This window comes from Spongiactinospora sp. TRM90649 (assembly GCF_029382225.1).
Lineage (GTDB): Bacteria > Actinomycetota > Actinomycetes > Streptosporangiales > Streptosporangiaceae > Spongiactinospora.
In genome coordinates, this window is record NZ_JARLTC010000021.1 from 15,542 (window position 1) to 34,373 (window position 18,832).

Below are 18,832 nucleotides of genomic sequence, written 5' to 3' on the forward strand. Positions count from 1 at the left end.
CCGGGCGGGGCGTTGGTCTCGGCTCGCGTGCGGCCCTCCTCGATCACGATCGGAGCACCACACCGTCGGGGCATCGTCGCACACGGTAAACCTTAAGCCCCCGTGGCGTCCTCAGTGGTTTCCGTGCGTAATCTCGCGATTACGAGCGAGAATCGCGAACGGCCGGGGTTTCGCTCCGGCAGAAACCGGCGAATGTGCGGGCGACCGGCCCCCAGGTCGCGGCCAGCCGGTCTCTCGCCCGTTCCACCTGGGCGTTCAGGTCGGTCACCGACAGGCCCATGGCGCCCAGCGGCCCGGCGGTGGCGGCGGTCCAGGAGGCGAAGATCTCGTACGTGGCCTCCGGGTGGAACTGCACGGCCCAGGCCGTCTCGCCGAGCCGGTAGCCCTGGTTCGGGTAGACGTCGCCGGTGAGCAAGGGGACCGCGCCCGGCGGCAGGACGGTGACCGCGTCGTGGTGGTATGTCACGGCGCAGGTCTCGGCGGTGAGTCCGAACAGGGGGTCGGTGGCGGCGGCCGGGAGGGAGACGATCGCGCCGAGGCCGATTTCGAGCCCGGCCGCGCCGTGCTCGACGGCCCCGCCGCAGGCGAGCGCCATGAGCTGGGCGCCCAGGCAGATGCCCAGGGTGGGCACGCCGTCCGCGACGCAGCGCGCGATCAGGTCCCTGGTGGCGGGCAGCCAGGGCTGGGCCTCGTCGTCCCAGGCGGATCCTTCGCCACCGAGGACGATCAGGCCGCCGGGCGCGGCGTCCGGCACCGGTTGGCCCAGGTACGGCCGGACCACCGCGATCTCGGCGCCCTCCCCGGACAGCCAGTCCCCGAACGCTCCGATGGGCGCGTCCGCGCCGTGCTCGATGACAGTTATCGCCATAACCCCTATTATTAACAAATTTTCCCTAATTACCCCCATCAGGGACAAGTCGCCCGATAGGGAATTTCGGGCACATACCGCGCCCACTCCGCCGGGGTCAGCCCGGCCGTCGCCCTGCGGCACACCTCCGCCGCCACGCGTGGCGGCGCGAGCGGGCGGTCGGTGATGGTCCCGTCCGCCCGGAGCACCCGCAGCGCCGCCCCCTTGTCCAAGAACGCGACGGCGAGCACCTCCCGGTCCTTCAGCGCGCCCTCCCCCGCCGGGAGCCCGTCCAGGCGCACCACTCCGCCGGCCGTGTCCCACAGGCCGATGTCGCCGCCACCCGAGCTGATCAGGAGCCCGCCGCCGGGCGCGTACGCGAGCAGGCTCGTCCTGCCCGGATGCGCCGGTACGACCGGGCCGCGCGGGCGCAGGGTCGCCGGGTCGAAGAACTGCACGCCGCCGGCGGCGTCGCCGAGCACGAGCGTGCGGCCGTCGGGCGCGTAGGCGAGCGCGCGCACCTCGCCGCTCTTCGGGACGCCTCTCGCCTTCCCGCCGCCGGGTGGGATCAGCACCGAGGCGGTGTCGCCTCCGGCGAGCACGCCGCCCGAGGGGGCATAGGCCAGGGCCAGGACCTTCGCGGTCATCGGCACCCTCGGCCCGGTGGGCGTACGCGAAGGGATCCGCCACACCTGGACCCAGTGCAAGTCGTCCGTGCCCGTGAAGGTGGACGCCGCCACCGCAAGCCGCGCGCCGTCCGGAGTTAAGGCCAGCGCGGTGGCGGCGTAGCCCTTCCAGGTGATCTCACCGAGTTTGGTCCCGCGCTCGACGTCCCACAGATGCACGCGTGGAGAGTCGCCCTGCGCCACGGCCAGTGTCCGGCCGTCCGGGGTGAACACCGGCGTCGCGAACCAGTTGCCGAAGGTCTCGCCCGCGGGCATGGCCATCCGGATACGGCGTACGCCGCGCGCCGCGTCCCATAACTCCCCCGACGGGCGCAGCGACGGACCGGTTCCGACGGCCGCCCACCTGCCGTCCGGGCTCAGGGCCCCGGACGCGCCGTCCGGATACGACACATGGTCGAGGGCCTTGCGCTTGGGGACCTGCCGCGCCGTCAGCTCGCCGGAGACGTCGAAGGTCATCACCGCGCCGGAGGGGCCGATGAGACGAAGGCTCCTCGCGTCGGGCGTCAGCCGAATCGTCTGCTCCTGGATCTCCCCGGCCTTGAGCCGGTATGACAGCATGCGCACGCCGTCGGAGACCCTGATCACATCGACGGCGGTGTCACGCTGCACGATCAGCGCCCTGCCGTCCGGGGCGAACCACAGGTAGGCGTCGCCGCCGTAGGCCGGCAGGGTCTTCAGCCGCTTGCCGGTGACGGTCTCCGCGAGCACGATCCCGGTGTCCGACTGCATGGCCATGGTCTCACCGTCGGCGCTCAGCGCGACCCGATTGATCATCCCCATCTCGCCGGCGATGACCGGGACGCGCATCCGTTCGCGCGTGCGCAGGTCGTACAACCGCAGCCGGCCCTCCGGGGAGGAGGACGCGGTCGCGAAATACCGGCCTCCGCCGAGGGCGCGGTCCCACGCCTCGTCGGCGGGCACCGACAGCAGCTCGCGGCCGTCGCGCACGTCCCACACCAGGAACTCGTCCCCCTTGAAGGTCATCATGGTGGTGCCGTCGGCGCCGAAGGCGGCCTTCGTCCGCTCCTCTCCGAAGTTCCCTGGCCGCTCGCGTCCGGTGCGCAGGTCCCACAGCCGCTGCCCCCTCGGGGTGTCCACCAGGGCGTGGTCCTTGGTCGCGCCGAAGGCGATTCCGGACGCCTCCAGCCCCGGCGCCGCGACCCTGCGTACGAGCCGCCCGGTGACGGGATCGTGCAGCGTGATGGCGTCGGGCCCGGCCCCCACCAGCAGGGTGCCGTCCACGGACAGCGTGTAGTGGAAGTTCCAGGCGGGCGGGGTGATGACGGAGGTCTCCCGCTGGGTGAGGGAGTCGTGCAGCGCGCCGACCGCCTCGCGCACCGGCGCGATCCGGTAGGCGGCCACGCTCAGGCGCATCGCGGACGCCGGGTCGCCCTGGCGCATCGCCGCGGCCTGCGCGGCGAGCCGCCGCGCCACGGCCTCGTTGAGCTGGACGGCGAGCCGCTCGCTCTGCCGGGTCACCGTCACCCGCCGCTGCTCGGCCAGCACGGTGGCGCCCAGCGCGACCACCAGCAGCACGGCCAGCGTGGCGGCGATCAGCCTTCGGTTGCGCGCCCTGCGCCGGGTCAGGACGGTCGCCGCGTTGAGGAAGTCCGCCTCCAGCGGGGTCAGCGTGACGTGCCGCCTGCCGGTGGCGGCCCACGCCATCGCCTCCTCAAGGACGCTGCCCTGCGGCAGGTCGGAGTCCTTGCGCCCGCCGGACTCCCACAGCGTGGCCGCCTCGGTGACCCGCCGCTGCACGGGCAGGCCGTCGCGCTCGCCGTTGGCCCACTCGCGCAGCCGGGTCCAGGCCATCAGCAGCCCGGGGCGCGACAACTGGACCACGGACCGCTCGCGGCGGCGTTCCTCGCGGATCAGGCCGGCCGAGACGAACTCGCGGAGCACCTGGGCGACGGCCTCGCTCTCGCCGAGTTCCGCGCGGGCGGCGGGGCGGGTGCCCAGCCTGCCGTCCTCGACGCTGACCAGCCGCAGCAGGATCTCCGGCACGACCTCCTGCCCGGCGGGCGGCAGCCGGGAGTACACGCCCTCGGCGAGCAGTCCGAGGGTCGGCGACGCGTCGCCGCGCAGGTCCTCTGCGACCTTGGCGCCCTCGGCGGGGTCGCTGTCGCCGAGCAGGGCCAGCAGCAGCCCGCTCGCGGTGGGGCGTTCCCCGGGCTTCTTGGACAGCGCGGCGGTGACGAGGGGCCGCAGCGACTCGGGCAGCGGCGACACGTCGGGCCGTACGGCCAGCACCCGGTGCATCACCGCGCCCAGGTTGTCGGCGTGGAAGGGCTCGACCCCGGTCGCGGCGTACAGCATGATCGCGCCCCAGGCGAACACGTCGGCCGAGGGTTCGGCCCGGTCCCCGGTGATGATCTCGGGGGCCATGTAGGTGGGGGTGCCGGTGACCATGCCGGTGGCGGTCAGCCTGGTCTCGTCGGTGCGGGCGATGCCGAAGTCGATCAGGCGGGGGCCGTCCGGGCCGAGCAGCACGTTGTCCGGCTTGAGGTCGCGGTGCACGACGCCGGCGGCGTGGATCACGGTCAGCGCGGTCGCCATGGCGATGGCCAGGCGGTGCGTCCCGCCCGCGTCGAGCGGGCCGCCCTCGTTGATCGCGTCGCGCAGGCTCGGGCCGTCGATGAACTCGCTGACGATGTACGGCCGCGTGGCCTCCATGTCGGAGGCGAGCACCGAGGCGGTGCAGAACGGTGCGACCCGGGAAAGGGCGGACAGTTCCCTGGCCATGCGTGCCCGGTCGGCCTCGGCGTGCAGCAATTTGATCGCCACCCGCCGCCCGGCCGGGTCGTAGGCGTCGAAGACGACGCCTTGTCCGCCCTCCCCCAGACGCCCGGCGAGCAGGTACCCGCCGATGCGCTCAGGGTCGCCGGGGCTCAGTGCTCTGGAAGTCATCCACTGTTGGACGTCGCATGAGCCCCATTAGTTCTCATTTGTTCAGCCGTTCAACGCGGAACGATCCAAATCGCCTTCGCGACGGCCACGAGCGTGCCGTCGCTCTCGTAGATGGCGCTCCGCGCGCCCAGTTTGCGGCCGTCCCGGCCCGCCGGGGCGCCCACCACCGAGTAGGTGCCGCCCGGGTAGACCCTGCGGTGGACCTGCGCGGTGAGCCTGCCAAGCAACGCGCGCTCCCCCTTGGGCATGACCGCCCAGCCGCCCACGCAGTCGAGGGCGGCCCAGATCACGGGGACCGGGACCACGCCGTCGTCGGTGACGCTGGTCGGCACCCGCCATCCGGCGGCGTACAGGCCGTCCGAGCCCCGCACGGGGCCGGGGAAGATCCGCAGGCCGTCGCCGGGCTCGCGGGCGCCGCACACGAAGCACTCGGGGAACGGGTGCCCGGTGAGGCCCGCGAATCCCGCCTCGGCCCTGGCGGCGTCGTTGAACGACACGAACCCCGGCTCGTCGAGCGGTTCGGCGACCGGGATGGCCTCGACGAGAGCCTGCTCGTCCCGGCACAACGTCACGGCGTTGCCGTGGTTGGCCAGGGCGAGATCGGTGTCCAGCGGCGTCGGTGCGTGCAGGGTCACCTCCACCGGGGAGCCGCTGGTGTCGCCCGGTTCTCCGTCGCCCAGTGCCCCGGCGACCACGGCGGCGATCCACCCGCCGTTCGCGGCTGTCTCCGGTCCACGGAAACGCGCCGGTACCGACACCACGGTCCGCAGCTCGGGCGGTGCCGTCATGCGCTACCCCCTAAATCACCTAGCCAGGTGACTCGTTCGATATTTCGGTAAAGAGGACACCTTATCGAGTACCTGTCGCCACAGCTAAACAGACCCGGGTATCCGGCCCGTGAGCCCCGGGTTACGCACACGTGTCCCCCCGCGACCGAGTTCGCGGGGGGACACACCCGGGAGCGATGGTTCGCAGGCGGTTCAGTAGGCGGCGGTCGCGGCCTCCGCGGGCCGGGAGCGGGTGACCAGCCACGTCGGGACCCACGTCGCGGCGAGCGTCAGCGCGACGGCCACGCCGACGATGCCCAGGTAGATCACGATCGGCCCGGACGGCAGCGGCGAGCCCGCCACCGTGATGCTGAACGGCACCAGCGTGACCACCGAGGCGACCGTGCCCAGCACCACCCCGATCACCGCCACCATCAGCCCCTCGATGCCGGTCATCCGGAGCACCTGCGCCCTGGTGGAGCCGGTCAGCCGCTGCAGGCCGAACTCCCTGCGCCGCGCGGCGGTCACCATCACCTGGGTGTTGACCAGCGCGATCGCCGTGTAGATCATGATCAGGCCGACCATCAGGTAGTTCACCCACGCCTGCGTCTGCTGCTGCTCGCCGAACCCGGCGGCGGCCTGCTCGCGGTCCAGCACCCGCACGCCCGGCAGGGCCAGCGTCCCGGGATCGGTGCCGGGGGCGGTGGCGACCAGGATCTGGGCCGGAAGGCCCGAGGTGGTGTGGGGGGCGAGTATCCGGGCGGGCATCACGAACAGCTCGTCGCCGATGGGGGTGTCCAGCAGCGCGGCCACCCGCAGGCGTACCGCCTGGCCGTCGCCGAGGCGCATGGTCAGCTCGTCGCCGATGCCCACGCCGCCGCCGATGTTGCGGGCGTGCTCGGCCGACAGGGCCACCGTGTCGCCCTTCAGGCCGGCCAGGGATCCCTCGGTGACGCTCAGGGCGGTGGTCTTGGCGGCGGCGTCGGCGGTGACGCCGCGCAGCGGCCAGCCGTCCTCGCGCTGCCAGTTGTCGTGCGGGCTCTCCACGAAGCCGGTGCTCAGCGCGTACTCCGAGGCCGCGGTGACCCCCGGCGTCGCGCGGACCTCGTCCAGCAGGCCGGGCGGGATGCCCCTGCCGTCCGCGCTCAGCACGGCGTCGGCGCGCAGGCCCGCCACGTAGGCGGCCGTGGCGGCGTCGGACTGGGTGGTCTGCATGTACAGGTTGGCGGTGGCCATCCCGGTCGCCAGCATCACCGGCGTGATCGCGGCGGCCATCCGGACCGCCCTGGCCCGCGCGTTGAGCACGGCCAGGTAGCCCGCCGGTCCCGACGCCGCCCGGATCGGGCCGGACAGCAGCCCGATCAGCGCCCTGGACAGCGGCGGCGCGAGCAGCGCCAGGCCGATCGCCCACACCAGCACGGCGGGGCCGGCCGTGCTGCCCGCCAGGGCCTTGGCCATCACCAGGATGGTGACGAAGGCCAGCGCGACACCGCCCAGCACGCACAGCAGCACGATCGCCAGCCGTCCCCGGCCGAGCCGCCACGCGGGCAGAGCGGCCTCGGCCAGAGCCTCTGCGGGCTTGGCGTTCGCCGCCCTGCGGGCCGCCGCCAGCGCGGCGACCAGCGTGGTCAGCAGCGAGATCGCGGCCGCGACCAGCGCGGGCAGCAGCCCCTGGCGGAACTCCACGACGGGAGGCACCACGCCCGCGGAGACGAGCCGGTCGAACAGCCACCGGCCGAGCAGCGGTCCGGCGAGACAGCCGAGCAGGGTCGCGCCCGCCGCCACGATCAGGGCCTCGCCGGTGACCATCCTCCGGACCTGCCCCGGCGTGCTGCCGATCGCCCGCAGCAGCGCCATCTCGCGCAGCCGCTGCTGCACCGACAGGCTCAGCGTGCCGCCCACCACGAACATCGCGATCATGATGCCCAGCGCGCCGAAGACGGCGGACAGGATGATCAGGTTCTCCCGGCTGGGCAGGGCCTCGGGGAACTCCGCCAGGCCGCGGTCGTCACCGGTCAGCGCCACGGCGGCGTGCCCCCGAAGCACCGTCGCCGTGATCCGCTGGGCCAGTTCCTCCGCGTCCTTCGCGTTCTTCGCGTCCTTCGCGCCGACCCCGATCGCGTCGAGCCGCCCGCCGGACGCGTCGTGGACCGGCTCGACCGACAGCACGCCGGGAACGGCGGCGACGGCCTTGACCAGGCGGGCGTCCAGCGGTACCCGCTCGGCGAAGGTGCCCCACTGGACGTCCTCCTCCTCGTCGCGCGGGTCGGCCTTGGGCAGGCTGTAGGTCTGGTCGCCGGTGACGACGACCGCCGCGCCCGCCAGCCGGTGCGGCGGGACGGCCAGCGTCACCCCGGTGGCGAACAGGCCCCCGCACGCGGTGACGATCGCCGCGCCGATGAACATGGCCGCGAACGTCGCGGCGAAGGCGCTGCTCCGGTGGCGCAGGCTGCTCAGTGCCAGGCCCCACATCAGATCTCACTCCCCCGGCGGTCCCACGCGCCCAGCTTGGTCATCCGCTCGGCCACCTCGTCGGCCGACGGGTTCCACAGCGTCCCGGCGAGCACGCCGTCGGCCAGGAACACCACCCGGTCGGCGTAGGAGGCGGCCACCGGGTCGTGGGTGACCATCACGATCGTCTGCCCCGAGGCGCGCACCGAGTCGCGCAGCAGCTCCAGCACCTCCAGCGCGGTCCGGGTGTCCAGCGCGCCGGTCGGCTCGTCGGCGAAGATCACCGCCGGGTTCGTGACCAGGGCGCGGGCGATGGCGACCCGCTGCTGCTGCCCGCCCGACAGCTCGGCGGGACGGTGCCCCACCCGCTGGGTCAGCCCGACCCGGTCGAGCACCCTGGCCACCTCCGCCTCGTCGGGCCGCCGGCCCGCCAGCTTCAGCGGCAGCGTCACGTTCTGCATGACGGTCAGCGCGGGCAGCAGGTTGAACGCCTGGAACACGAACCCCACCCGGTCCCGGCGTAACCGGGTCAGCGCCGCCTCACCCAGCCTGGTGATCTCGGTGCCGTCGAACTCCACCGAGCCCGAAGTCGGCCGGTCCAGCCCGGCCGCGCACTGCAGGAAGGTGCTCTTGCCGGATCCCGACGGCCCCATCACGGCCGTGAAGCTCCCCTTGGGAAAGTCGATGGTGATTCCGGCCAGCGCCTCGACCGCGCCCCCGCCACCGCCGTATGTCTTGCGCACGGCGTCCAGCCGTACCGCGTAGCCTGCGGTCATTTCCGCTCCTCGGGTCGTTGTGCCGCAATGCTCCCGAGACAGGCTGACAAGCCACGCACAGCCCGCTGACCACCCGGACGTCAGCCCCGCCGCAGGCCCGTCCGCGACAGGTGGGAGTAGGCGGCTGTGAGGGCGATGGCGACGGTCAGGAGGGTGATGCTGCCGGCGATGTCGAGGACGTAGTGGTTTCCGCTGAGGAGGACGACGGCGGCCATGCCGAGGGGGAAGAGCCAGGCGAGCCAGGCGGCGCGGGGGTGGGTGGGGCGGAAGGCGGACCAGACGGCGTAGGCGCACCACAGGGACCAGGCGGTGTGCATGCTGGGCATCGCCGAGTAGACGTTCTGGCCGCTCTCGATGCCCCGGGCGGCGTGGCCGCCCAGGATGTCGTGCTCGGCGATGATGTCGACGACGCCCGGCAGGGCGAAGCGCGGGGGCGACATGGGCAGCGCGAAGAAGACGGGCAGCACCAGGAAGCTCATGGCGACGAGGGTCCGGCGGACCCTGACGTAGGCGCCGGCGCGGCGGATGAAGATCCACACCAGCACGCAGAGGACCACGAAGTAGTACAGGCGGTAGTACAGCACCACGGGCTGGATGAAGACCGGGTGCTCGGTCAGCCACCGGTTCGCGCCCAGGGCGATGTCGATGCGCAGGGCCCGCTCGATGGACTGCAGGACTCGCGCGTTGGCGGTGGCGACGGCGGCCTCGCCGGTGGCCGCGCCGTGCAGCCGGGTGAAGAGCAGGACCACCACCAGCAGAAGCACGATCTCGACGAGAGGAGCGGGCCGCCCCTCCCTCCGCCCGGCCGACACCACCGACCTGACCCGCGCGCCCAGGCACGCTAATCGCCCGGGGGCCGCCTCACGCGTGCTCACGCGGGCCACCCTAGCCGACCCGGCCACGTTTCAGCAGGTGAGCGCTCGCACAGCACCGGCCTCTCACAGCACCGGAAGGTAGCGGCCCAGTTCGTATTCGGTGACCTGGCGGCGGTAGTCCTGCCATTCGCTGCGCTTGTTGCGCAGGAAGTAGTCGAAGACGTGTTCGCCGAGGGTTTCGGCGACGAGTTCGCTGCGTTCCATGGCGACGATGGCCTCATCGAGGGACTGGGGCAGGGGGGCGATGCCGAGGGCGCGGCGTTCGGCGCTGGTGAGGGCCCAGACGTCGTCTTCGGCGCCGGGGGGCATCTCGTAGCCCTCCTCGATGCCCTTCAGGCCGGCGGCCAGGATGACCGCGAAGGCGAGGTAGGGGTTGCAGGCGGAGTCGAGGGAGCGGAACTCGATGCGGGTGGAGCCGCTCTTGTGCGGCTTGTACATGGGCACGCGGACCAGGGCGGAGCGGTTGTTGTGGCCCCAGCTCACGTAGGCGGGGGCCTCGCCGCCGAGGCCGGCGATGGCCTCGGCGCCGCCCCACAGGCGCTTGTAGGAGTTGACCCACTGGTTGCAGACGGCGGTGATCTCGGCGGCGTGCCGCAGCAGCCCGCCGATGAAGGAGCGGCCGATCTTGGAGAGCTGGTAGTCGGCGCCCGGTTCGTAGAAGGCGTTGCGGTCGCCCTCGAACAGGGACATGTGGGTGTGCATGCCGGAGCCGGGGTGCTCGGTGAACGGCTTGGGCATGAAGCTCGCCCAGACCCCCTGCTCCAGCGCGACCTCCTTCATCACCAGCCGGAAGGTCATGATGTTGTCGGCCGTGGTGAGCGCGTCGGCGTAGCGCAGGTCGATCTCCTGCTGGCCGGGGGCGCCCTCGTGGTGGCTGAACTCCACCGAGATGCCCATCGACTCCAGCATCATGATCGCGTTGCGCCGGAAGTCGTGGCCGGAGCTGTGCGGGGTGTGGTCGAAGTAGCCGCCGTCGTCGATCGGCTGGGGCCGCACGCCGGCCTCGGGCCGCCCGCGCAGCAGGAAGAACTCCACCTCGGGGTGGGTGTAGAAGCTGAAGCCCATGTCGGACGCCTTGGCCAGGGTGCGCTTGAGCACCCAGCGCGGGTCGGCGTGGGACGGCGAGCCGTCGGGCATCAGGATGTCGCAGAAGATGCGGGCCGCGCCGGGGCTCTCACTGCGCCAGGGCAGGATCTGGAAGGTGGAGGGGTCGGGCTTGGCCAGCATGTCGGACTCGTAGACGCGGGCGAAGCCCTCGATGGCAGAGCCGTCGAAGCCGATGCCCTCCGCGAAGGCGCCCTCCAGTTCGGCGGGCGCGATGGCGACCGACTTGAGGAACCCCAGCACGTCGGTGAACCACAGCCGGATGAACCGGATGTCACGCTCTTCCAGGGTGCGAAGAACGAACTCCTGCTGGCGGTCCAAGGCGTCTCCTATCGCTGCCGTGCCGTACGACCCACATGCCGTGATCAGCGGGAAGACATGTCCGGTCGCCTACCAGTCTGCCCGCTGCGTGTTTCGCACACGTTACGACCGGCGGCTGTGAGGCCCCGCTGACCAGCGGTCGGCGAGTGCCCCGAGTGACGTCTGACGCGCACCACGTTAGTGGCAAGGATGCCGGTAGCGGATGGAGCGCGGCAACCGTCCGAAAATGCCGTTGAACGACCGTTGATCCGATGGAGATCGGCCGCGCATAGCGTCCACTGCCATACGGGTACGGATCGTCGCGGTTCCGGTGGCCGCGTCCCCCACGTCGCGGGGGATCGCGGGCGCCGGTTTCACCTCGCGCGTCCCCGCCCGGGGGAAAGGAGTGCACATGAGAGACGGTGGAGCCACCCGTCGGGTCGGAATCGCCGGAAGTGGCGCGATTCGGCGAACGGCCACTTGGAACGCTCCCCCCATGTGGGCAAAGCTGGTGGAAGTTGCCGTATCGATGACGCCCTACCGGGCTTACGCTAGCGGCTGAAATGTTGACACTTCTTGCACTCGGCCCTTTTCGGGCATGCCACGGCGACACCGTCCTGGACCTCGGCGGTCAGCGGCAGATGGCCGTGCTGGCCAGGCTCCTGGTGGCGGGCGGTCGTGCCGTGCCCGTCGGCATGCTCATCGACGAGCTATGGCCGGGCGAGCCGCCCGCGCAGGCGCTCTCGACGATCCAGGGGTATGTGTCGCGGCTGCGCCGCGCGCTGGAGCCGGACCGCGCGCCGCGCGAGGAGGCGGGCGTCCTGGTGTCCGCTCCCCCGGGCTACGCGCTGCGCGCCGAACCTCCGCAGGTGGATTCCTGGCGGTTCGAGTCGCTGGTGAAGAAGGTGGCGGACGGCGAGCGCGACCCGTCCGCCGAGTGGGACCTGATGGAGACCGCGCTCGGCCTGTGGCGCGGCCCCGCGCTCGCCGAGTTCGCCGACCTGCCGTGGGCGGCGACCGAGGCCGGACGCCTGGAGGAGCTGCGCCTGATCGCGGTCGAGCGCCGCGCCGCCGCCGGGGTCGCGCTCGGCCGCGCCGCGTCGCTGGTGCCCGACCTGGAGGCGCACGCGGCGGCCCATCCACTGCGCGAGGAGGCCTGGCGGGTGCTGGCGCTCGCGCTGTACCGCGCGGGCCGTCAGGGCGACGCCCTGGGCGCGATCCGCAGGGCCCGCGCGGTCTGGCGCGACGAGCTGGGGCTGGACCTGTCGGCCGTGCTCTCGCGTCTGGAGGGCGACATGCTCGCCCAGGCCGCGCACCTGGACGCCGCCCCCGCCGCCAGGACCGCGCCGCCGCCCGCGCACGTCCCGGCCGCCGGCGACGGCGAGCGCCTGCGCGTCGTGGTCGCCGACGACCAGGCCCTGGTCAGGACCGGCCTTCGGGTAGTGCTGGACAGCGAGCCCGGCATGGAGCTGGCGGGCGAGGCCGAGGACGGCGAGCAGGCCATCGCCATGATCCGCCGCACCCGCCCCGACCTGGTCCTGATGGACATCCAGATGCCCCGCCTGGACGGCCTGACCGCCGCCCGGCGCGTGCTGTCCGAGCCCGACCCGCCCAAGGTCGTCATGATGACCACCTTCGGCACCGACGACAACCTCTACGCCGCGCTGCGCGCCGGGGTGAGCGGCTTCGTGCTGAAGACCTCCCCGCCCGAGCAGCTCGTGGCCGCGATGCGGGCCGCCGCCGCCGGGGACGCGTTGATCGACCCGGCCCTCACCACCAGGCTGATCGCCGCCTTCACCGGTCGCGCCGATCCCACCGCGCCGCCCGAGCTGGCCGGTCTGTCCGACGCCCAGCTGGACCTGATCAGGCTGGTGGCGCGCGGCCTGACCAACCGGCAGATCGCCGCCACGCTTTCCATGCCGGAGAGCGCTGTCTCGGCCTCCGTCGCCGAGCTGCTGGAGCGCCTGGGGCTGTTCGACCGGGCCCAGATCGTGGTGGTGGCCTACGAGTCCGGCCTGGTGAACCGGATGGGCAGCGCCCGGTGAGCGCGGACCGGGCGAACGAAGCGAGGGTCGCGGCCAGGGTCGCGCCGCTGCCCGTCTGGGCGCGCGGCCTGACGGTGACCGTGGCCGTGGCGGGGGCGGTCATGACGACGGCGGCCGTGCTCATCGCCGCGCAGCTGCCGCTCGCGTGGAAGCCGCAGACGCCGCTGTTCCCCGACCACGCCGCCGGGCTGATGTTCCCGGCGGTGGGGGCGTTCGTGGTGGCGCACCGGCCGCGCCTGCTGATCGGCTGGCTGATGGCGGGGGGCGGCCTGGGCTGCGCCGTGAACGTGTTCTGCATGGCGCTCATGCTGTCGTCGGCCTCCAGCGGAGACTTGGAGAGCGCGGGGTACTACCGGATCGTCGGGGTGGTCGGCTGGGCGCTCGGCGGGGGCGTGCTGGCCGGGCTGGTGCCGCTCTACTCCCCCGACGGCCGGCTGCCGTCCCGCCGCTGGCGGCCGGTCGCCGCGTTCGCCCTTGCGGTGACCGTGACGGAGGGGATCCGCGCGGCCGTGCGGCCCACGCCGCCCCTCACGGGGTATCGGCTGCCCCAGGTGATCCCCAACCCGCTCGCGATCGAGGCGCTGGGCCCGTACAACCGCGCGATCCAGGACTTCACGATGACGGGCACGCTGGCGGCCGTGGTGGTGGCGCTGGCGTCCCTCGTGCTGCGCTTCCTGCTGGGCGATCCCACCACGCGCCGGCAGATCGCCTGGCCGCTGGCGGCGTTCGCGGGCTATGTGGTGTTCCTGCTGCTGGGCCAGGACTTCTGGCTGCCGGGCTCGCTGTGGACCGGGCTGCTGCCGATCGCCATCGCCTTCGCCGTGCTGCGCTACCGGCTGTACGGGATCGATACGGTGATCAGCCGCACGGTGGTGATCACCGGCGTGGTCGTGATCGTCGGGGCCGTCTACTTCGGGGTGGGCGGCCTGGCCGGGATGCTGGTGTCCGGTTACGACCGGGTCGCCGGGCTCGGCGCGGCGCTGTGCACCGGCGTGTTCTTCCAGCCGCTGGTGGCCCGGCTGCGCCGGCTGACCGACCTGATGATGTACGGCAGGCACGGCGACCCCCGCGACCTGGCCAGGCGGCTGGCCCGCGAGATCGGCGCGACCGACCCGCGCGGCGCGCTCGTCGCCGTCACCGAGGCGGTCCGCGACGCGCTCGGGGTGACCGGCGTCGCGGTCGAGCCGCGCGGCGTTCCCGGCGCCGAGGCCGGGCGGGTGGGGCCCTCCTTTCGCGAGGTGCCGCTGGTCTGGCACGGCGAGCCGGTGGGCCGCATGCTGCTCGGCCCGCCGGGGCCGCGCCGGTTCGCCTCCGCCTACAACGACCGGCTGATCAGGGTGCTCACGCCGTACGTGGCGGACGTGGGCCACGCCGTGCTCATGGCCGCCGACCTGCAGAGCTCCAGGGAGCGGATGCTGAACGCCCGCGAGGAGGAGCGCCGCAGGCTGCGCCGCGACCTGCACGACGGGCTCGGCCAAGCGCTGGCCAACATGTCGATGTCGATCACCGTGGCGCGGTCGTCGCTGCGCGGGTCGCCGGAGTCGGCCGACCGGCTGCTCATCGACCTGCGCAGCGGGATGGACTCGGTCAGCCAGGAGATCCGCGAGCTGGTCTACGGGCTGCGCCCGCCGTCGCTGGACGATCTGGGCCTGGCCGGGGCGGTGCGCGCGCTGGCCGGCGAGGCCGGTCTGCCCGTCACCGTGACGGCGGACGGCCTGCCCGAGTGCCTCCCGGCCGCGATGGAGGTGGCGGTCTACCGGATCGTCCAGGAGGCGCTGACCAACGTGCGCAAGCACTCCCGCGCGCGCACCGCCGCGGTGACGGTCCGGCACTCCCCCCGCCGGAACGCGCTGGTCATAACCGTCCGCGACGACGGGCGGGGGCTGCCGCCGGGACACCGTCCGGGCGTCGGGTTCTCCTCGATGCGGGAGCGGGCCGCCGAGCTGGGCGGAAGCTGCACGATCACCTCGCAGCGGCGCGGCGTCCAGGTGACGGCGGTGCTGCCGCTGCCCGGCGAGCAGGAGACCGCCCAGGCGGTGCTCGCCCGCGAAGGACCGCCGTCCAACGGAGGGTCCGCGTAGGTTCGGAGATCGCCGGTAATAGGCTGGTCACGTGGTACACCTGCGCATCGCCCTGGCCCAGACCAATCCCACCGTCGGCGACCTGGCGGGGAACACCGGCAAGGTCGTGGACTGGACCCGCCGCGCCGCCGACCGAGGCGCGCACCTGGTGGTGTTCACCGAGATGGTCCTGACCGGCTATCCGGTGGAAGACCTGGTGCTGCGCACCTCCTTCGTGGAGGCGTCCATCGCCGCCCTGGAGTCGCTGGCCGGTCGCCTGGCCGCCGAGGGGCTGGGCGAGATCCCGGTCGTCGTCGGCTACGTCGGCCGGGCCGGGCTCGCGCCGCGCGTCGGCCAGCCCAAGGGCGCGCCGCTCGACGCCGCCGCGCTGCTGCACCGGGGGGCCGTGGTCACCCGCACGGCCAAGCACCATCTGCCCAACTACGGCGTGTTCGACGAATACCGCTACTTCGTCAGGGGCGACCGGCTGCCGATCTTCCGGCTGAACGGGGCCGACGTCGCCGTCGCGGTGTGCGAGGACCTCTGGCAGGACGGCGGGCCGGTCTCCGTGGTCTCGAAGGCGGGCGCGGGCCTGCTGGTGGTGCCCAACGCCTCGCCGTACGAGCGGGGCAAGGAGGACGTGCGGCTCGACCTGATCGCGCGCCGGGCGCGCGAGGCCGGGTGCGCGCTCGCCTACGCCAACCAGGTCGGCGGCCAGGACGAGCTGATCTTCGACGGCGACTCGGTGGTCGTCGGCCCGGACGGCGAGGTGCTCGCCAGGGCCGCCAGGTTCGTCGAGGAGTTCCTCGTCACCGACCTTGAGGTCCCCGCCGCGGCGCCCGGCGCCGAGCCCGGCACGTTCCCGTTCGACGCGGGCGACGGCACCACCATCACCGTCGAGCGGATCCGCCTGCCCGAGGTGACCGCCCGCGAGGCCGAGCCCGCGCCGCCCCGGGTGGCCGAGCGGCTCGACGATCTGGCCGAGGTCTACACCGCGCTGGTGCTGGGCGTGCGCGACTACGCCGCCAAGAACGGCTTCAGTTCGGTGATCCTGGGCCTTTCCGGGGGCATCGACTCCGCGCTCACGGCCACCATCGCCGCCGACGCGATCGGTCCCGAGAACGTGCACGTGGTGCTCATGCCCTCCCGTCACTCCTCCGACCACTCCGTGGGCGACGCCCAGGACCTGGTGGACCGCCAGGGCCTGCGGCACCGGCTCGTGCCGATCGAGGGCATCGTGAACGCCTTCGAGACGGAGATCAAGCTCAGCGGCCTGGCGGCGGAGAACCTCCAGGCGCGGGTGCGCGGCATGCTGCTGATGAGCCTGTCCAACGAGCACGGGCACCTGGTGCTGACCACCGGCAACAAGAGCGAGCTGGCCACCGGCTACTCCACGCTCTACGGCGACTCCGCGGGCGGCTACGCGCCGATCAAGGACGTGCCCAAGACGATGGTCTGGCAGCTCTCCCGGTGGCGCAACGCCCAGCGCGGGCCGGGCGAGTTCCTGCACGGCTTCGAGCGCCCGCCGATCCCGGAGAACTCGATCGAGAAGGAGCCCAGCGCGGAGCTGCGCCCCGGGCAGCTCGACACCGACTCGCTGCCCTCCTACGATCTGCTGGACCGTCTCCTCGACGACTACGTGGAGAAGGACATGGGCGCCACGGAGCTGATCGCGGCCGGGCACGACCCGGAGCTGGTGGCCAGGGTGATCCGGCTGGTGGACCTGGCGGAGTACAAGCGCAGGCAGTATCCGCCCGGTCCGAAGATCACGCCGAAGAACTTCGGCAGGGACCGCAGGCTGCCCATCACGAACCGCTGGCGCGAGCGGCCCTCGTGACGGTCAGGCGGCGCGCAGGCCGACGAGCAGTTCGTCGGTGACGGTCTCGGCGATGTCGTCGAGCGCGGCGTCCTGCTCGGTGAGCCACTTGGTGTACCACATCATGGTGCCCACCACGCTCGCCATCGCGATCTCCAGGTGCAGGTCGGGCCGTAGCTCGCCGGTGGCCATGCCCCGGCTGAGCACCCCGCGCAGGACGGCCCGGCGCGGCTCGATGGTGACCTCGCGAACCCGCGCGGCCAGCCGGGGATGGCGGTCCGACTCGCTCATCGCGATGTTCATCACGCACCGGTTGCGGGGGTCGGCCGCCTCGCGCTGCACCGTGCGGAGGTAGACCACCAGGTCGTCGCGCACCGAGGTGCCCGGCAGCGGCGGGATGGGGGCCTTGAGCGTCGCCAGGGCGTCAACGACCAGGTCCTCCTTGTTGGACCAGCGCCGGTAGATCGTGGTCTTGCCCACCCCGGCGCGCGTCGCGATCGCCTCGATGGTCAGCTCGGACACGGTCATGCCCTCGCCCATGAGGTCGAGCGCGGCCTCGATGATGGCCCTCTCCGCTTTCGCGGAACGGGGACGGCCCGCCGTGCGGACCGTCCCTTCGGCCGTTCCATGCGTCGTCATCAGACACTCACACTACAGCCGGTTCCTTGTCGTGCTCCCGCTGTAGCGGAGGCTTCTGATCCTTGTCCTTGCCTGGCAGCCAGCGCAGCACGCCCAGCGCGCCGATCAGGGCGATCGCCGCCGCGGCCAGCGCGGTGACGTGCATGCCGTCGACGAAGGCGGCCTTGGCGGGCTCGATGAGCGCGAGGCCGCGCTCGCCCAGGCCGTGCGCGACCGCCATGGTGGCGGGCAGCGACTCCCCGGCGTCGTGCCGGGCGGCCTCGGGCAGGATGCCGAGCGCGGGCGCGATGCCGTCGCGGTAGGTGGCCGACAGCAGTGAGCCCAGGATCGCCACGCCAAGTGCCCCCGCGACCTGGCGTACCGTGTTGCTCATGGCCGAGCCGACGCCGGCCTTGTCCCTGGGCAGCGACTCCATGATGGCGGTGGTGGCGGGCGGCATGATGTTGGCCATCGCCGCGCCCTGCACGAAGAACACCACCTCGATCAGCAGGATCGGGGTGTTCGCGTCCATCAGCGCGTAAGAGGCCAGCATCAGGGCGACCACCACCATGCTCACCCCGGCCGACGCCTTGCCGCCGAACCGCGTCACCATCCGCTGGCTGAGCGGGGCGAAGATGAGCTGCGCCGCGGCGAAGGGGATCATCAGCGCGCCCGACTGCAGCGGGGTGAAGCCCAGCACCGTCTGCAGGTAGAAGATCAGGAAGAACATCGTGCCCATCATCGCGAAGAACGCGATGCCCACCATGCCGATGGCGGAGGAGAACCGGGGGTTGCGGAAGTAGGTGACGTCGAAGGCGGGGTGGTCGATGCGCCGTTCGTACCAGATGAAGGCCGCCAGCACGGCGACGCCCAGCAGGCCGGGCACGAGCACCTGCGGGCTGGCGATCGTGGCCAGCTCACCGCCGCGGATGATGCCGTAGGTCAGCGCGACCAGACCGATGATCGACAGGACCACGCCGACCGGGTCGAGCCTGGTGGGCTTGGGGTCGCGCGACTCGGGCACGACCAGCGAGATCAGCACGATGCCGACCAGCACCACCGGGACGTTGACCAGGAAGACCGAGCCCCACCAGAAGTGCTCGATCAGCAGGCCGCCGGTGATCGGCCCGATCGCGACGGCCAGGCCGACGCCGCCGGCCCAGACGCCGATCGCCCGCCCGCGCTCGTGCGGCGGGAAGACCACCGAGATGATCGCCAGGGTGGCCGGCATGATCGCCGCGCCGCCGACGCCCATGAAGGCCCTGGCCACGATGAGCTGCATCGGGTCCTGCGCGTAGGCGCTGGCCAGGGAGGCCAGGCCGAACAGCAGCATGCCGATGATCAGCATTCGCCTGCGGCCGGTGCGGTCGCCCACCACGCCGAAGGTGAACAGCAGACCGGCGAAGACGAGGGTGTAGGAGTTGATCGCCCATTCGAGCTGGCTCTGCGTCGCGCCCAGCCCCTCCACGGGGTCGGCGATCGTCTTCAGCGCGACGTTGAGGATGGTGTTGTCGAGGACCACGGCGAGCAGGCTGAATACCAGCACACCGAGGATCGGCCACCGCCGTGGGTGACCCTGC

Annotated in this window: 12 protein-coding genes; 3 read left to right on the forward strand and 9 right to left on the reverse strand. The window is 72.6% G+C overall.

Annotated features, from left to right (window positions below; all coding sequences use genetic code 11):
• Positions 1–139: 139 nt before the first annotated feature.
• The 7 genes from P3X83_RS23850 to glnA all read right to left on the reverse strand — a co-directional run bounded on the left by P3X83_RS23850 (position 140) and on the right by glnA (position 10,734).
• Entirely contained in the window at positions 140–868 is a 729-nt protein-coding gene (locus P3X83_RS23850) for a type 1 glutamine amidotransferase (protein ID WP_277307410.1), read from the reverse strand.
• A gap of 38 nt (positions 869–906) precedes the next feature.
• Positions 907–4,440 (reverse strand): WD40 repeat domain-containing serine/threonine-protein kinase, encoded by a 3,534-nt coding sequence (locus P3X83_RS23855; protein WP_277307411.1) that lies wholly within the window; start codon positions 4,438–4,440, stop codon positions 907–909.
• A 50-nt stretch (positions 4,441–4,490) separates the two neighbouring features.
• A complete protein-coding gene (locus tag P3X83_RS23860) occupies positions 4,491–5,228 on the reverse strand; it encodes a hypothetical protein (RefSeq protein ID WP_277307412.1) in 738 nt (245 codons plus the stop codon).
• 192 nt (positions 5,229–5,420) lie between these two features.
• Positions 5,421–7,679: an ABC transporter permease gene (locus P3X83_RS23865; RefSeq protein ID WP_277307413.1), complete on the reverse strand. Its 2,259-nt coding sequence runs from the start codon at positions 7,677–7,679 to the stop codon at positions 5,421–5,423.
• A complete protein-coding gene (locus P3X83_RS23870; RefSeq protein ID WP_277307414.1) occupies positions 7,679–8,434 on the reverse strand; it encodes an ABC transporter ATP-binding protein in 756 nt (251 codons plus the stop codon). The genes P3X83_RS23865 and P3X83_RS23870 overlap by 1 nt, the downstream gene beginning before the upstream one ends.
• Positions 8,435–8,514: 80 nt before the next feature.
• Positions 8,515–9,309 carry a phosphatase PAP2 family protein gene (locus P3X83_RS23875; RefSeq protein ID WP_277307415.1) on the reverse strand — a complete coding sequence of 265 codons (795 nt, stop codon included), beginning with the start codon at positions 9,307–9,309 and terminating at the stop codon, positions 8,515–8,517.
• A 63-nt stretch (positions 9,310–9,372) separates the two neighbouring features.
• The gene (glnA, locus tag P3X83_RS23880) at positions 9,373–10,734 is read right to left on the reverse strand and encodes a type I glutamate--ammonia ligase (protein WP_277307416.1); all 1,362 of its coding nucleotides are present in this window, start codon (positions 10,732–10,734) and stop codon (positions 9,373–9,375) included.
• A 542-nt stretch (positions 10,735–11,276) separates the two neighbouring features.
• On the opposite strand from glnA, the gene P3X83_RS23885 reads away from it, so the two are divergent.
• The 3 genes from P3X83_RS23885 to P3X83_RS23895 are packed head-to-tail and all read left to right on the forward strand — an operon-like array spanning position 11,277 to position 16,655.
• Positions 11,277–12,758, forward strand: a complete 1,482-nt coding sequence (locus P3X83_RS23885; RefSeq protein ID WP_277307417.1) for a BTAD domain-containing putative transcriptional regulator — start codon at positions 11,277–11,279, stop codon at positions 12,756–12,758.
• Complete coding sequence (locus tag P3X83_RS23890) at positions 12,755–14,839, forward strand: sensor histidine kinase (protein ID WP_277307418.1); 2,085 nt, start codon at positions 12,755–12,757, stop codon at positions 14,837–14,839. Before P3X83_RS23885 ends, P3X83_RS23890 begins: the two co-directional genes overlap by 4 nt.
• A 31-nt stretch (positions 14,840–14,870) precedes the next feature.
• Positions 14,871–16,655: an NAD+ synthase gene (locus P3X83_RS23895; protein WP_277307419.1), complete on the forward strand. Its 1,785-nt coding sequence runs from the start codon at positions 14,871–14,873 to the stop codon at positions 16,653–16,655.
• 3 nt (positions 16,656–16,658) lie between these two features.
• Here P3X83_RS23895 and P3X83_RS23900 read toward each other — a convergent pair whose 3' ends face one another.
• Positions 16,659–17,273, reverse strand: a complete 615-nt coding sequence (locus P3X83_RS23900) for a TetR/AcrR family transcriptional regulator (protein WP_277307420.1) — start codon at positions 17,271–17,273, stop codon at positions 16,659–16,661.
• 7 nt (positions 17,274–17,280) lie between these two features.
• A complete protein-coding gene (locus P3X83_RS23905) occupies positions 17,281–18,798 on the reverse strand; it encodes an MFS transporter (protein WP_277307421.1) in 1,518 nt (505 codons plus the stop codon).
• Positions 18,799–18,832 lie beyond the last annotated feature (34 nt).